Annotated in this window: 12 protein-coding genes; 6 read left to right on the plus strand and 6 right to left on the minus strand. The window is 59.8% G+C overall.

What is annotated here, in order from left to right:
- Position 1: 1 nt before the first annotated feature.
- The gene (locus ACSQ16_RS15940) at positions 2–1,243 is read left to right on the plus strand and encodes a saccharopine dehydrogenase family protein (RefSeq protein WP_317406337.1); all 1,242 of its coding nucleotides are present in this window, start codon (positions 2–4) and stop codon (positions 1,241–1,243) included.
- Between the two features lie 65 nt (positions 1,244–1,308).
- Here the strand turns inward: ACSQ16_RS15940 and ACSQ16_RS15945 are convergent, their stop codons facing one another.
- Together ACSQ16_RS15945 and ACSQ16_RS15950 are read right to left on the minus strand one after the other, a co-directional pair.
- A complete protein-coding gene (locus tag ACSQ16_RS15945) occupies positions 1,309–1,506 on the minus strand; it encodes a CsbD family protein (protein ID WP_243262393.1) in 198 nt (65 codons plus the stop codon).
- Between the two features lie 130 nt (positions 1,507–1,636).
- Positions 1,637–2,398 carry an NAD kinase gene (locus ACSQ16_RS15950; RefSeq protein ID WP_243262391.1) on the minus strand — a complete coding sequence of 254 codons (762 nt, stop codon included), beginning with the start codon at positions 2,396–2,398 and terminating at the stop codon, positions 1,637–1,639.
- 181 nt (positions 2,399–2,579) lie between these two features.
- Between ACSQ16_RS15950 and glyA the strand changes: the two genes are divergently transcribed.
- Both glyA and ACSQ16_RS15960 read left to right on the plus strand, forming a co-directional pair.
- Positions 2,580–3,857 carry a serine hydroxymethyltransferase gene (glyA, locus tag ACSQ16_RS15955; RefSeq protein WP_317406338.1) on the plus strand — a complete coding sequence of 426 codons (1,278 nt, stop codon included), beginning with the start codon at positions 2,580–2,582 and terminating at the stop codon, positions 3,855–3,857.
- Between the two features lie 277 nt (positions 3,858–4,134).
- Positions 4,135–4,533: a (R)-mandelonitrile lyase gene (locus ACSQ16_RS15960; protein WP_243262388.1), complete on the plus strand. Its 399-nt coding sequence runs from the start codon at positions 4,135–4,137 to the stop codon at positions 4,531–4,533.
- 19 nt (positions 4,534–4,552) lie between these two features.
- Here the strand turns inward: ACSQ16_RS15960 and ACSQ16_RS15965 are convergent, their stop codons facing one another.
- Complete coding sequence (locus tag ACSQ16_RS15965; RefSeq protein ID WP_093926972.1) at positions 4,553–4,927, minus strand: hypothetical protein; 375 nt, start codon at positions 4,925–4,927, stop codon at positions 4,553–4,555.
- A 53-nt stretch (positions 4,928–4,980) separates the two neighbouring features.
- On the opposite strand from ACSQ16_RS15965, the gene ACSQ16_RS15970 reads away from it, so the two are divergent.
- Together ACSQ16_RS15970 and carB are read left to right on the plus strand one after the other, a co-directional pair.
- Positions 4,981–5,766: an alpha/beta fold hydrolase gene (locus ACSQ16_RS15970; RefSeq protein ID WP_243262387.1), complete on the plus strand. Its 786-nt coding sequence runs from the start codon at positions 4,981–4,983 to the stop codon at positions 5,764–5,766.
- Between the two features lie 154 nt (positions 5,767–5,920).
- Positions 5,921–9,280: a carbamoyl-phosphate synthase large subunit gene (gene carB, locus ACSQ16_RS15975; protein ID WP_243262385.1), complete on the plus strand. Its 3,360-nt coding sequence runs from the start codon at positions 5,921–5,923 to the stop codon at positions 9,278–9,280.
- Positions 9,281–9,388: 108 nt separating this feature from the next.
- On the opposite strand, the gene ACSQ16_RS15980 is transcribed toward carB, so the two are convergent.
- From ACSQ16_RS15980 to ACSQ16_RS15990, 3 genes are read right to left on the minus strand one after another with little or no spacing between them, the layout of a single operon-like run.
- Complete coding sequence (locus ACSQ16_RS15980; RefSeq protein WP_243262384.1) at positions 9,389–9,955, minus strand: hypothetical protein; 567 nt, start codon at positions 9,953–9,955, stop codon at positions 9,389–9,391.
- A complete protein-coding gene (locus ACSQ16_RS15985; RefSeq protein ID WP_243262382.1) occupies positions 9,952–10,434 on the minus strand; it encodes a TadE/TadG family type IV pilus assembly protein in 483 nt (160 codons plus the stop codon). Before ACSQ16_RS15985 ends, ACSQ16_RS15980 begins: the two co-directional genes overlap by 4 nt.
- Positions 10,435–10,481: 47 nt before the next feature.
- Positions 10,482–12,173 carry a TadE/TadG family type IV pilus assembly protein gene (locus ACSQ16_RS15990; RefSeq protein WP_243262381.1) on the minus strand — a complete coding sequence of 564 codons (1,692 nt, stop codon included), beginning with the start codon at positions 12,171–12,173 and terminating at the stop codon, positions 10,482–10,484.
- Positions 12,174–12,590: 417 nt separating this feature from the next.
- On the opposite strand from ACSQ16_RS15990, the gene ACSQ16_RS15995 reads away from it, so the two are divergent.
- Positions 12,591–13,715 (plus strand): beta-ketoacyl-ACP synthase III, encoded by a 1,125-nt coding sequence (locus ACSQ16_RS15995; protein WP_435988569.1) that lies wholly within the window; start codon positions 12,591–12,593, stop codon positions 13,713–13,715.
- Positions 13,716–13,747: the final 32 nt, after the last annotated feature.

Genomic DNA, 13,747 nt, shown 5'->3' on the forward strand with positions numbered 1-13,747 from the left:
TATGAAACGCAATGTTCTTATCATCGGCGCGGGCGGCGTCGCACAGGTTGTGGCGCATAAATGCGCGCAGAATAATGATCGTTTGGGTGAGCTTCATATCGCCAGCCGCACGGTTTCCAAATGCGAGGCGATCATCGCAAGTGTGCATGAGAAAGGTGCGATGAAGCAGGATGGCTTCTTCAAGGCGCATGCCGTCGACGGGATGGACACAGACGCCGTCGCCGCGCTGATCAAGGAAACCGGCTGCCAGATCGTGATCAACGTGGGCTCCCCCTTCGTGAACATGACCGTGCTTCAGGCCTGCATCGACACTGGTGCCGCCTATATCGACACCGCGATCCACGAAGACCCCCGCAAAATCTGCGAGACGCCGCCGTGGTATGGCAACTACGAATGGAAGCGCCGCGAAGCCTGCGCCGAAGCAGGTGTGACCGCCATCCTTGGCGCTGGCTTCGATCCGGGCATGGTTAACGCCTTCGCCCGCTTCGCGGTGGATGAGTTCATGGACGAGGTCAAATCCATCGACATCGTCGACATCAACGCAGGCGACCACGGCAAGTATTTCTCGACCAACTTCGACCCTGAGATCAACTTCCGCGAATTCACCGGCACCGTCTACAGCTGGCAGGAAGGCGCGTGGAAAGAGAACAAGATGTTCGAGGTGGGCCGCGAATGGGACCTGCCCGTGGTCGGCAAGCAAAAGGCCTATATGTCGGGCCATGATGAGGTGCATTCGCTGGCCGCGAACTACCCCCACGCCGACGTGCGCTTCTGGATGGGTTTTGGCGATCATTACATCAATGTCTTCACCGTGCTACAAAATCTCGGACTGCTTTCCGAGCAGCCCGTGACCACCGCCGAAGGGCTGGAAGTCGTGCCGCTGAAAGTGGTGAAGGCCGTACTGCCCGATCCGTCGAGCCTTGCGCCGAACTACACCGGCAAAACCTGCATCGGTGATCTGGTGAAAGGCGTGAAAAACGGCGAAGAGGTTGAGGTGTTCGTTTATAACGTGGCCGATCACAAAGACGCCTTTAACGAGGTCGGCTCTCAGGGCATTTCCTACACTGCCGGTGTGCCGCCCGTGGCCTTCGCGATGCTGATCGCCGATGGTACCTATGATGGCGGCACCATGGTCAATGTCGAAGAACTGGACCCGAAACCGCTGTTCGGCCTGCTGGATGACATTGGCCTGCCGACCCGCGTGAAAGACGACAAGGGCGACCGCGCTTGGCACGAGGCGTGAGCCTCTCCTGAAACGTAAAAGGCGACCCCCGAGAGGGTCGCCTTTTTTAGTCAAAGCTATAAGCCTCAGTGTTTCGCTGCGAAGTCGTCCACCTGACGCTCCGCTTCGTCTTTGGCGATGCCATAGCGTTCTTGGATCTTACCCACCAATTGCTCGCGGTCGCCACGGGCTTCGGCGATTTCGTCGTCGGTCAGATCGCCCCATTGCGATTTCACCGCGCCGGTCATCTGTTTCCAATTGCCTTCGATACGGTCCCAATTCATTGCAGGTCTCCTTTCAACGGCTGCGAAGATGCGGGAATATCCCGCTCTTGCAGGTACAACGCTGACGCGAAACTTGGGTTCCGGCACAGGGGCGCAGCGGCGGAAATCTGCCAGACCCGAATGGGTAGGATCAGTTGAACTGCTCCGAGATCAACCGCTCTTCCAGCCCGTGACCGGGATCAAAGAGAATCCGGTGGCTGATACTTGGATCGGAGGAGACCTCAACCGTTATCACGTCGCGGTGCGACTGGCCGTCGGCATCGGCCATCACAGGCCGCTTTTGCGGCTCTTGCACATCAAAGCGCACCGTCGCCCGTTTCGGCAGCAACGCCCCGCGCCAGCGGCGTGGGCGGAAGGCCGCAATCGGGGTCAAGGCCAGCACATCCGACCCAATCGGCAGGATCGGTCCATGCGCGGAGTAGTTATAAGCGGTGGAGCCCGCAGGCGTCGCGACCAGCGCCCCGTCGCAGACCAGTTCCTCCATCCGCTGCCGCCCATCTATCGTGATGCGCAGCTTAGCCGCCTGCGGCCCAGCGCGCAGCAAGGACACCTCATTGATCGCAAGCGCGGTCGAGATGGTCCCATCGATATGGGTGGCGCGCATGACCAGAGGGTTAATCACCGCCTCTTCCGCCGCCGCCAGCCGCGCTTGCAGATCGCCTTCGCGGTAGGCGTTCATCAAAAAGCCGATGGTGCCCCGGTTCATCCCATAGACCGGCGCGTCCATGTCTTGGGTGCTGTGCAGCGTGTGCAGCATGAACCCGTCGCCCCCGAGCGCCACGATCACCTCGGCCTGACGCAGTGGCACGTCACCATAGCGCCCGATCAAAGCGGCCCGCGCCGTTTGGGCCACGCTGGCCCGGCTGGCCACAAAAGCGATCTTTAAGGACATGTCAGCAGGCTCATCCCGGCGAAGTTTCCGATCATCGGCGTTTGGGGCCAAAACAATCACATTATTCCGCGCGCCACCAGTGTTGACGCACATATCTTGCAACCTGTCGGTTTACAGCCTTCACCTCGCCCCGCGTTTCCGATAGGCAACACGCGAAACCAGCCCCAATGAGGATCCCCTGATGTCCGATTTCTTCACCAAATCTCTCGCTGATTCCGACCCCGCCCTCGCCGCTGCGATTGATGCCGAACTGGGCCGCCAGCGCGACGAGATCGAGTTGATCGCCAGCGAGAACATCGTCTCTGCTGCGGTGCTTGAGGCGCAGGGCAGCATCATGACCAACAAATACGCCGAAGGCTATCCGGGCCGTCGCTACTATGGCGGGTGCGAGCATGTCGACGTGGCCGAGAACCTTGCCATCGAACGCGCCTGTGCGCTGTTCGACTGCGCATTCGCCAACGTCCAGCCGAACTCGGGCAGCCAAGCGAACCAAGGTGTCTTTACCGCGCTGCTGCAACCCGGCGACACCATTCTGGGGATGAGCCTTGATGCCGGGGGACACCTGACCCACGGGGCCAAGCCGAACCAGTCGGGCAAATGGTTCAACGCTGTACAATACGGTGTGCGCAAGCAGGACAACCTGCTGGACTACGACCAAGTCGCCGAACTGGCTGCCGAGCATAAGCCCAAGATGATCATCGCCGGTGGCTCTGCCATCCCACGCCAGATCGACTTTGCCAAAATGCGCGAGATTGCCGACAGCGTGGGCGCCTACCTGCTGGTCGACATGGCGCATTTCGCCGGGCTCGTGGCGGCGGGTGAGCATCCCTCTCCCTTCCCGCATGCGCATGTGGCGACGACCACCACCCACAAAACCCTGCGCGGCCCGCGCGGCGGCATGATCCTGACCAATGACGAAGCGATCTCGAAGAAGATCAACTCCGCCATCTTCCCGGGCATTCAGGGCGGCCCCCTGATGCATGTGATCGCGGCCAAGGCCGTGGCCTTTGGCGAAGCACAGCGCCCCGAGTTCAAAGCCTACGCCAAGCAGGTCATCGCCAATGCGCAGGCGCTGTCGGATCAGTTGATCAAAGGTGGCCTCGACACCGTGACCCATGGCACCGACACCCATGTGGTGCTGGTCGATCTGCGCCCGAAAGGCGTGAAGGGCAACGACACCGAAAAGGCTCTGGGCCGGGCGCATATCACCTGCAACAAGAACGGCGTGCCGTTTGACCCGGAAAAGCCGATGGTAACGAGCGGTATCCGCCTCGGCTCCCCTGCGGGCACGACACGCGGCTTTGGTGAGGCCGAGTTCCGCCAGATCGCCGATTGGATCATCGAGGTGGTCGACGGGCTGGCGGCCAATGGTGCCGATGGCAATGCCGAGGTCGAGGCCAAGGTCAAAGCCGAGGTCGAAGCGCTGTGCCAGCGTTTCCCGATGTATCCGAACCTGTAGGCTCTCTGGCCCTCGCAGCGATGCGGGGGCCCACTTTACCCTCCGGCCGGGCGGCGCCCGACCGCGGGTGGGCATCGCAACCTGCGTTCCTACCGCTTTATTTCTCAACCATGATGTGCGGCCAAGGTGATGTGCCCGGCAGCAAAAGCGCCCGCCCATGGGGCGGTCGGGCGCTGCCCGGCGGCGCAAAGCGCCTTGATTCCGGGCGATCATCGCCAGACAGCCCCCTTGCCGATCCCCCCTCCCCGCGCCACATTCTCCGACAAAGGAGAACCGCATGATCATTCACCCCAAGGGCAGCCGCCCTTCTGAACCCGGCCCCGAAGATTACTTCACCGGAGAGGTCGAGATGACCCCGCTGATCTCGGCACCGGCGCCTGCCCGCCTGCGCGGCGTGACGGTGACCTTTCAGCCCGGCGCGCGCACGGCGTGGCATGTCCACCCTCTGGGCCAGACCCTGATCGTCACCGAAGGCACAGGCCGCGCCCAGACCGAAGGCAGCCCGGTGCAGACGCTGAACAAAGGCGATGTCGTCTGGTTCGGCCCCGGAGAGAAACACTGGCACGGCGCCGCGCCCGACAGCGCGATGACCCATATCGCCCTGCAAGAGGCGCAGGTCGGCGAGGCTGTCGAATGGATGGAAAAGGTGACGGACGCGGATTACGACCCGGCCTGAACCCCATCGGCGCGGCGGCTTAAACGTAGCCGCGCCACCAAAGCCAGATCACAAAGCCCACAATGACCACGAGAATGTTGAAGGCAATCCCGGCCAAGCGATCCAAGATAATCCCACGCCGCCGGGCTTTAGGATCGATCTTTTTCAAATGGACCGTAACCCGATTGAATGCCGCCCAAACAGGGGCATCCTCCAATTGACGGGCGATATGGGGATTGGCGACCAGATGTTCGGTCTTGCCCAACAACACGCCATCGCCACGAATGCCGCGCGGTAGTTCCGGCCCGGCACGGTGAAAAGCCTCACGCAGATCGCGGGCTTTGATGCGCAAGCGGTCCTCGAACAGGGGGCGTAGCGCCTCGGCGCGGGTGTTGAAATCTTGGCGGTCAATCATGCGCGCATCTAATCGCTCTGGTCCCCGGCCTGCAATGCCCGTAATTTGACCGCATGTTGAATTACACCGAATATGGCGAAGCCGCCGCCGACCGCCCGACCCTGCTAATCGTCCATGGCCTCTATGGCTCTGGCCGCAACTGGGGCGTGATCGCCAAACGCCTGTCAGACGAGCGTCATGTTGTCACCGTCGACATGCGCAACCACGGCAGCAGCCCGCATCACGACACCCACAGCTACCCCGAAATGGCGCAAGATCTGGCCGAAGTGATCACCCATCTTGGCGGCCCGGTGGACATTTGCGGTCACTCCATGGGCGGCAAGGCGGTGATGATGCTGGCGCTGACCCGGCCCGAGTTGCTGCGCCGCGTGATCGTCGCCGACATCGCGCCCGTCGCTTACGGTCACACGCAGCAGATGTTCATCGACGCCATGCGCGGCGTGGACCTCAGCCGTGTCGAGCGCCGCTCGGACGCCGAGGCGCAATTGGCCGATGCGGGGGTGGAGCGCGCCTTGCAAAGCTTTTTCACCCAATCGCTCGACCTGCCCCGCAAGCGCTGGCGGCTGAACCTCGACGCGCTTGAGGCTGAGATGCCCAAGATCGTCGGCTGGCCCGAGGATGTGAGCGGTCAGTTCGAGGGGCCGACCCTGTTCCTCTCGGGCGGCGCGTCAGAATACGTCCTGCCCGAACATCGCGAGCCGATCAAAGCACTTTTCCCGCAAGCGCGCTTTGCCAAAATTCCCGGGGCGGGCCATTGGCTCCACGCCGAAAAACCCCGCGAGTTCGAGGCGACACTGCGCATTTTCCTTAATACCGAACGTTCCGCCCTGCCAAGCTGATCCAATCAGCCCCCTAGAAGCACTAAAACGCTACCCTTAGCGGTTGAAGCCACAGCGCGACCCTTATTTCTCGGGTCTTCAGGGCCATTCCCCCCTTGCAGCCAGAGCCGCCTTGCCTATAAGGCAGGACAATTTGCAAATTTAGGGGGCCGCCATGCCGAAACGTACCGACATCCAGTCGATCATGATCATTGGTGCGGGGCCGATTGTCATCGGACAAGCCTGCGAGTTCGACTACTCCGGCGCACAAGCCTGTAAAGCGCTGAAAGAGGAAGGCTATCGCGTCATCCTCGTCAACTCCAACCCGGCCACGATCATGACCGATCCCGGGCTCGCCGATGCCACCTATATCGAGCCCATCACACCCGAGATCGTCGCCAAAATCATCGAAAAAGAACGCCCTGATGCGCTGCTGCCCACCATGGGCGGCCAGACGGGCCTTAACACCTCGCTCGCGCTCGAAGAGATGGGCGTGCTTGAGAAATTCGGCGTCGAGATGATCGGCGCCAAGCGCGAGGCCATCGAGATGGCCGAAGACCGCAAACTCTTCCGCGAGGCGATGGACCGTTTGGGCATCGAAAACCCCAAAGCCACCATCGTCACCGCGCCCAAACGCGCCGACGGCAAGAAAGACCTCGCCGCGGGCGTGAACCTCGCCATTGAAGCGCTGGAATACGTCGGTCTGCCCGCCATCATCCGCCCCGCCTTCACCATGGGCGGCACCGGCGGCGGCGTGGCCTACAACCGCGAGGATTACGAATTCTACTGCCGCTCGGGCATGGACGCCTCGCCCATGGGGCAAATCCTCGTCGATGAGTCGCTGCTCGGCTGGAAGGAATACGAGATGGAGGTGGTGCGCGACACTGCCGACAACGCGATCATCGTCTGCTCGATCGAGAACATCGACCCGATGGGCGTGCACACCGGCGACAGCATCACCGTGGCCCCGGCCCTGACGCTCACCGACAAAGAATACCAGATCATGCGCAACCACTCGATCGCTGTGCTGCGCGAGATCGGGGTGGAGACCGGTGGCTCCAACGTGCAATGGGCCGTGAACCCTGCCGATGGCCGCATGGTCGTGATCGAGATGAACCCGCGCGTCAGCCGCTCCTCGGCACTGGCATCCAAGGCGACCGGCTTCCCCATCGCCAAGATCGCGGCCAAACTCGCCGTAGGCTTCACGCTGGATGAACTCGACAACGACATCACCGGCGTCACGCCCGCCTCTTTCGAGCCCAGCATCGACTACGTCGTCACCAAAATCCCAAAATTCGCCTTCGAGAAATTCCCCGGTGCCGAGCCTTACCTCACCACTGCGATGAAATCGGTTGGCGAGACCATGGCCATCGGCCGCACCATCCACGAGAGTCTGCAAAAAGCGCTGGCGTCGATGGAATCCGGCCTGACGGGCTTTGACGAAGTCACCATTTCCGGTTTCGACGCCGACCTGCCCAAGGACGCGCCCGCCAATACCGCAGCACTCATCAAAGCCGTCTCGGCCCCCACGCCTGACCGGATGCGCACCATCGCGCAGGCCATGCGCCACGGCATGAGCGACGTCGACCTGCACGCGCACACCATGTTCGACCCGTGGTTCCTCGCCCGCATCCGCGAGATCATCGAGGCCGAGGAAGCCATCCGCGCAAACGGCCTGCCGCAGGACGAATACGGTTTCCGCGACCTCAAGATGATGGGCTTCACCGACGCCCGCCTCGCCATCCTGACCAACCAGCGCGAGGCCGCCGTCCGCGACGCCCGCCTCGCCCTCGGCGTCAAGGCGGTGTTCAAACGTATCGACACCTGCGCCGCCGAATTCGAAGCGCAGACGCCTTACATGTACTCCACCTATGAGACCCCGCTGATGGGCGAGGCCGAATGCGAAGCGCGCCCCTCGGACCGCAAAAAGGTCGTCATCCTCGGCGGCGGGCCGAACCGCATCGGACAGGGCATCGAGTTCGACTATTGCTGCTGTCACGCTTGCTATGCACTGACCGACGCGGGCTATGAGACCATCATGGTCAACTGCAACCCAGAGACGGTCTCGACCGACTACGACACCTCGGATCGTCTGTACTTCGAGCCGCTGACCTTCGAGCATGTCATGGAAATCCTGCGCGTCGAGCAGGAAAACGGCACGCTGCACGGCGTCATCGTCCAGTTCGGCGGCCAGACCCCGCTGAAGCTCGCCAACGGTCTGCAAGAGGCCGGCATCCCGATCCTCGGCACCACGCCCGACATGATTGATCTGGCCGAAGACCGCGAGCGTTTCCAGCAGCTTGTGCTGAACCTCGGCCTCAAGCAGCCGCACAACGGCATCGCCCATTCCGACGCCGAAGCCATAGAGATCGCCAAGGAGATCGGCTTCCCGCTGGTGATTCGCCCCTCCTATGTTCTGGGTGGCCGCGCGATGGAGATTGTGCGCGACCAAGCCAGCCTTGAACGTTACATCACCAACGCTGTGGTCGTCTCGGGCGACAGCCCCGTCCTGCTCGACAGCTATCTGTCGGGCGCGGTCGAGCTGGATGTCGACGCGCTCTGCGACGGCAAAAACGTCCATGTCGCGGGCATCATGCAGCACATCGAAGAGGCGGGCGTGCACTCCGGTGACAGCGCCTGTTCCCTCCCGCCCTACTCACTCCCGCGCGAGATCATCGATGAGGTCGAAGAGCAGACCCGCGCGCTGGCGCTGGCACTCAATGTCGTGGGCCTGATGAACATCCAATTCGCGGTCAAGGACGGCGAGATCTACCTCATCGAAGTGAACCCCCGCGCCTCCCGCACGGTGCCCTTCGTGGCCAAGGCGACCGATTCTGCCATCGCCTCCATCGCCGCACGGATCATGGCCGGGGAGCCGCTCAGCAACTTCCCCCTGCGCGCGCCCTATGACGCCTCCGCCGCTTACGAAGACACCCTGCCCTTGGGCGACCCGATGACGCTGGCCGATCCCAACATGCCGTGGTTCTCAGTCAAAGAGGCCGTGCTGCCCTTCGCCCGCTTCCCCGGTGTCGACACGCTGCTGGGGCCGGAAATGCGCTCTACGGGTGAGGTCATGGGCTGGGACCGCGACTTCCCCCGCGCCTTCCTCAAGGCGCAGATGGGCGCAGGCAACCCGCTGCCGCGTAAGGGCTGCGCATTCCTTTCAGTCAAAGATGCGGACAAGGGCCAAGGCATGCTGGATGCGGCAGAAATACTGCTTGCCCAAGGCTTTACCCTAATCGGCACCCGCGGCACTGCGGAATGGCTTACCGAGAACGGTCACGCCTGCGATGTGGTGAACAAGGTCTATGAGGGCCGCCCGGACATCACCGATCTGATGAAAGACGGCGATGTGCATCTGGTGATGAACACCACCGAAGGTGCACAGGCCGTCGAAGACAGCAAGTCCATCCGCTCCATCGCGCTTTATGACAAGATCCCATATTTCACCACCGCCGCTGGCGCCCATGCCGCCGCTCTGGCGATCAAAGCACAGGCTGAGGATGCGATTGGTGTGAAAGCGCTTCAGGGCTAAGAGAGCGGGGCCGTCCGGCGGGCGGCCCTGATACGAAAGGCGCGAAACCAGCGACATAGATCGGCAGGTTCCGCGCATCGCAGTTTTGCTAATTCTGCTCGGGCGGTATCAGCTAACTGTACATTGTTCCCAACAAAGCTGCGGCGAAAAGCGCATGCGGGTGGCGTGAGATACACTGACCTCCCTGCCCTCAAGCCCGATTTGCGCGATAGGTTCGTGGGTGAATGATGTTTCAACCAGCACCAAACGGTCACCTTCAGCCATAAGCGGCACACGCTGACGGGATTCACCGGCGGTGAAATCCTGATTGCCGAGGCTATCCAGATCTATCCCGCGGGAGAAATCAACCCGTAGGGTCCGGCCGTTGAGATCAGCACAGTCCCGAACACAGCGCACTTGGGTCACACGCAACGCAACCTGATAGCCTGTCAAACGTTCGCCGACGGCCTGAAATCCACGTAGATCATCCATGTCAATCGGCGTGGTTTGACGCGAGAGGCTATCTGCAATGACGGCAGTGGCATCCGTCGCCATGCCCCGCACGCGAAAGGCGTCTGTAAAGGTCAGCATCGCCATGATCGACCAGACCAAAAGCGGCAACAACACAAGGAAGGCAATCGTCTGGCTGCCCTCTTCATCTTGGTAAAAGCACTGTAGTTTGCCCAAAAGCTTCATCCGCGCGGCTCCGTCACGAAGGCGGTGGTGATCCGCACACCATATTCCCCATCAGATCCTTCGGGCAATTGACGCCCCAACCCCGTTCCCGGCAAAAGCGGATCAAATAACCGGCAGACCCGCATCATCATCAGGTTGTTCTGCTGGCCGGGTTTGTAATCGTTTGCGGCGTCATAATCTTCAGTCCGATCTACGCAGGGGGCAGGCCCCGTCAGATCGGCCCAATCGGCAACGGGCATAGCTTCCATCTGGATGCGGATGCCCTCAAGACAGCCAGCTTGGAAAACAGACCGCTCGCAAATCAGCGTTTTCATGGCCTCATAATTCGGCGTATTTCCCGTGGACAAACGCACGTCCCTCACCGCCAGATTGGTCGCCCGGCGCAGCATGATCTCACGTGCGCTCCACAGGCCAGTCTCAAGCGCAAGAAAGAAGAAGTAGAGCGCAAGGGGAAACAGAATGACGAACTCAATCGTCACGCCCCCGTCCTCTGATTTGCGAAAGCGATTTTTAAGGAATGCCGGGATCATTTCGTCAACCGCAACATAGAAATAGACGCGGCGATCATGTCGAATGCAGTCTGAATTTCCAGCCCCTCGACGTTGAAATAATGGGTCTCTGAAGAGGCGCAATCTTTCAAAAGGTTGAGCGAGCTTGTGCTGTCGACATCCATGCCGATGGAATAAATTACGATCCCAGCATCATTGGCCGCACCACAGATTTGACGCAGCCGACGGTCTTTTTCTCCCGCGCTGATCGTATCATGCATGTTACCCCAGAATTGCTGCATGTAGTAATTCCAGTAGTTGCTATAGTTCGAGCGTTTCCCATAGAGATTATAGCCGTAGTAGTAGGGCGACATCTCTGCCCAAACCTCTGGCCAGTCCAAATACTCTTCCTCTAGGTAGTTTCTATAGGACCGAAGATCTGGATGATCGCGCATTGTATTGTCGTCCCACATCCGACTCGAACTGAAGGGGTGAACGGCATAAAAATAGCGCTCCGAACTCGGGCTTCGCCCATCGTTCGCATTGTTCCCCTCTGGGGCATCGACAGCATAAAACCGGCTTGAATTATTGTACGTGGTGCGGATGACATCCGACTGACCAGAGGCATACTCGGGCTCAAGACGATACTCTGGAAAGTTCTCGCCGTCGGTCATCAACACCAAGACTTTCATACTGTTCTCGGCACCGTGCGGATGCGGACGTCCCTGAAACTCTGCCCCCACCACGCCGGAGGCAATCAAGCCCGAAACCGGAGCTTGAGCAGATGGGTCAAGTAATGCCAGCCCCCATTTTGCGCCCACATCAATTGACGTTGACCCTTCGGCGGTCAACGCAGAAATCTGCGCCTTCAGTGCGGCGACCGAATTGGACAATGGCGTGATCGCAAAGCCCGCATCATAGCGACAAACCCACTGCCCCCTGCTTTGATCCGAGGTCGACATGCTCTGAAATTGAAAATGCCCGGTGCGCTGCAACTGGCGCGTGGGATCAAGCGATATCAGACTGTAATCATTCGCTTCAAAATCCACACAGTGCGAGTAGTTGTGCTCGCTGGTGGTGGTATATTGCCCTAGTAAATTCGCCCCTGCGTTCACTTTGGTCGAATAAGGGATGATCGAGATTGAGACGCGCCCTTCTTCGGAATCGCTCAGAATGGTCTCAACAAAATCGCTGGCTGCGTTCTTGAGAAGGTCCAGTTTGATCCCGCTCCGGTCGCTGGTCCGTTCCCCCATTGAGCCAGAAACGTCCAGCACGAGAGAAATTTCAATATCTTCGACCCGCTCTGTCGCTTCGGAGCTGATCGTCATGCCAAGCGTTTCGATGTCGAAGAAACGAAAGAAATAGGTATTCAGCCCCGCAGGCAAAGAGGCTTCGACCGTCCGCCCCACCAAAATGCCGCCAATTTTCTCTTCACTTGTATCGATTTCGACTTCACTTGGGTCCAACCCCGCCGACAAAAGATAGCTGCGCACCACCTCTTCAGCGTCAAGCTCTTGCGATAGGCTCGCCGCGGCCAGAACCGCATTGTCGAGATGGGTTTGAAAGGTGGTCCGCATCCGCTCGTGGTTCGCCAGATCAACCGCGAGCCCGCCAAAGATCGTTATGCCGAAAAAAATCGCAAGCATAAGGATCAGCATGCCGCCGCTCTCATCCTTGCGAAAATGCTTCATCCGCCCGATAAACATAGTTGTTTTAGCGCTGCGCCTCATGCCATCCCTCGTCTACGGAGGTTAAGATCGTAGAGTTCTTTTGCTCTATGCGTTACGAAATCCGGGGCAACAAGGCCCGCATTATCGTCGCCGAATTCTTCGGCTCTAGGGCATAACTCGTAATATCATCGAATAATTAATGATCGTTAATGTCCGATGACTGCGCCCTATCGGTTGCATAGTCAAGATGGCGCGACCGCGACGGAGCGATCAAAGTCGTGACTGTAGCGGCATTCCCACGCCGGGTCTGTCAAAGCCGTGGCAAGTCTGATGTAGTTTCGCTAAAATGGACACTTACACCAGTTCAGACCGCCTATACCTTGGCGTGACGACCATGCAGATGCCCCTTGCACAACTTTCGGGGCTGCTCAGCTTTAGTAGACCAGCCATGCCGTTGGTGAGAAAGGGACAACAGCGATGTATCAAGCCGCCATCACCGGTACGGGCGTTTTCACGCCCCATCAAACCATCACCAATGCCGAACTGGTCGAAGCGTTTAACGCCTATGCGGACCTCTACAACGCCGAGAATGCCGAGGCGATTGAGGCTGGTAAAGTTGAGGCCAAAGCACATTCTTCGGAAGAGTTTATCGTCAAGGCCAGCGGGATCGAGCAGCGCTATGTGATGGACAAATCCGGCATTCTCGACCCCAATATCATGCACCCCCTCTTGCGGCAGCGCCGGGACGAGGAACCCTCGTTGATGGCTGAAATGGCCATTGATGCCGCGCAGAAGGCGCTTGCCGCTGCGGGCAAAACCGCCGCCGATGTAGATGCAGTAATCTGTGCCGCCTCTAATCTAGAGCGCGCCTATCCCGCCGTGGCGATCGAAATTCAGGACCTGCTTGGGGTCAAGGGCTTTGCTTTTGACATGAACGTTGCCTGCTCTTCGGCCACCTTCGGCATCCAAGCTGCGGCGGATATGATCCGCTCCGGCTCCATCCGCTCCGCCTTGGTAGTGAACCCTGAGATTTGCTCAGCCCACCTCGAATGGCGCGACCGGGATTGCCACTTCATCTTTGGCGATGTCGCCACTGCCACTTTGCTGGAACGCGCCGAGGATACCGATGGCCCCTGTTTCGATGTCATCTCAACCCGCTGCGCCACCGAGTATTCCAACAACATCCGCAACAACAACGGCTTCCTCCGTCGGTCCCGTCCCGATGGGCTGAGCGACAGGCGCGATATGCAGTTCATGCAGAATGGGCGCAAAGTGTTTAAGGAGGTGTTGCCCATGGTGGCTGATCATATCGGCGGGCATATGGCCGACAACGGGTTGGAATCCTCAGATTTGAAACGCATTTGGCTGCATCAAGCGAACAAATCGATGAACGACTTCATTGGCCGCAAGGTGCTGGGCCGGGAACCAGAAACGGGTGAGCAGCCCAACATTCTGCAGGACTACGCCAATACCTCCTCCGCCGGGTCAATCATCGCTTTTGCTAAGAATTCTGACGATCTGAAGGATGGCGACACCGGGCTAATCTGCTCTTTCGGCGCGGGCTACTCCGTGGGTTCCGTCATCGTCAAAAAGCGCGGTTAACGCGCCCAACCTAGCCCATGAGATCGGGCGGG

This window comes from Sulfitobacter sp. SH24 (assembly GCF_965641895.1).
GTDB lineage: Bacteria > Pseudomonadota > Alphaproteobacteria > Rhodobacterales > Rhodobacteraceae > Sulfitobacter > Sulfitobacter dubius.

What these genes read in the sequence shown, in the direction of transcription:
- ACSQ16_RS15940 (WP_317406337.1), top strand. Translation starts at nt 2, where the DNA reads ATGAAACGCAATGTTCTTATCATCGGCGCGGGCGGCGTCGCACAGGTT.
- ACSQ16_RS15945 (WP_243262393.1), bottom strand. Translation starts at nt 1,506, where the DNA reads ATGAATTGGGACCGTATCGAAGGCAATTGGAAACAGATGACCGGCGCG.
- ACSQ16_RS15950 (WP_243262391.1), bottom strand. Translation starts at nt 2,398, where the DNA reads ATGTCCTTAAAGATCGCTTTTGTGGCCAGCCGGGCCAGCGTGGCCCAA.
- glyA (WP_317406338.1), top strand. Translation starts at nt 2,580, where the DNA reads ATGTCCGATTTCTTCACCAAATCTCTCGCTGATTCCGACCCCGCCCTC.
- ACSQ16_RS15960 (WP_243262388.1), top strand. Translation starts at nt 4,135, where the DNA reads ATGATCATTCACCCCAAGGGCAGCCGCCCTTCTGAACCCGGCCCCGAA.
- ACSQ16_RS15965 (WP_093926972.1), bottom strand. Translation starts at nt 4,927, where the DNA reads ATGATTGACCGCCAAGATTTCAACACCCGCGCCGAGGCGCTACGCCCC.
- ACSQ16_RS15970 (WP_243262387.1), top strand. Translation starts at nt 4,981, where the DNA reads ATGTTGAATTACACCGAATATGGCGAAGCCGCCGCCGACCGCCCGACC.
- carB (WP_243262385.1), top strand. Translation starts at nt 5,921, where the DNA reads ATGCCGAAACGTACCGACATCCAGTCGATCATGATCATTGGTGCGGGG.
- ACSQ16_RS15980 (WP_243262384.1), bottom strand. Translation starts at nt 9,955, where the DNA reads ATGAAGCTTTTGGGCAAACTACAGTGCTTTTACCAAGATGAAGAGGGC.
- ACSQ16_RS15990 (WP_243262381.1), bottom strand. Translation starts at nt 12,173, where the DNA reads ATGAGGCGCAGCGCTAAAACAACTATGTTTATCGGGCGGATGAAGCAT.
- ACSQ16_RS15995 (WP_435988569.1), top strand. Translation starts at nt 12,591, where the DNA reads ATGTATCAAGCCGCCATCACCGGTACGGGCGTTTTCACGCCCCATCAA.